The organism is Vibrio sp. 378 (assembly GCF_033339435.1).
In genome coordinates this window covers 1-508 of sequence record NZ_JAWOUO010001259.1, presented here as the reverse complement: position 1 = coordinate 508, position 508 = coordinate 1, and the positions used below count along the sequence as shown (strand labels likewise).

General features: G+C 51.6%; 1 pseudogene. It reads right to left on the bottom strand.

The features are described from left to right. Window positions 1-508: pseudogene (locus tag R7Q48_RS31445) on the bottom strand (IS21 family transposase); the annotation flags it as partial.

The window sequence follows — 508 nt, the reverse complement described above, 5'->3', positions numbered from 1 at the left end:
AGGCTTCCACATAGGTGTAGTTGGACGCGCCTAAGGTCGCGACGAACACTTCCGCTTCACGCACTTCTCCTGTGTCAGGGTTGACCACCTGAAGCCTCGGCCCACAGTAGTCGATAAACAGCTTATCACCCGCAACATGAAGCTGGCGCATGCTGCGCTTTTGGGTTTTGAACCAGCGAGTGAAGTGCTCACAGAACTGAGTGTAAGCGTAAGCTTGCTCTTGATATTGCTCATGATATTCCTGCCAGAGCAGCATCTTCGTCATGCCTTTACGTCTGAGTTCGACTGCGTATTGAGTGAAGTCTGGCATGACTTTATCGCGACTGGCTTTCTTGCTGTGATACAGCGCTTGCGTGAGATCAGCATCGCTGCAACTTTCGGGTAGAGGCCAGCCAAGTTGGCTTTGTTTAAAGCGAGTCAGGAGTTCCGATATGGTGGACGGGCCGAGTTTCAAGCAAGAAGCGATACCACGATTGGAGAGACCGCAGTCGTACTTAAGGCGTAATAC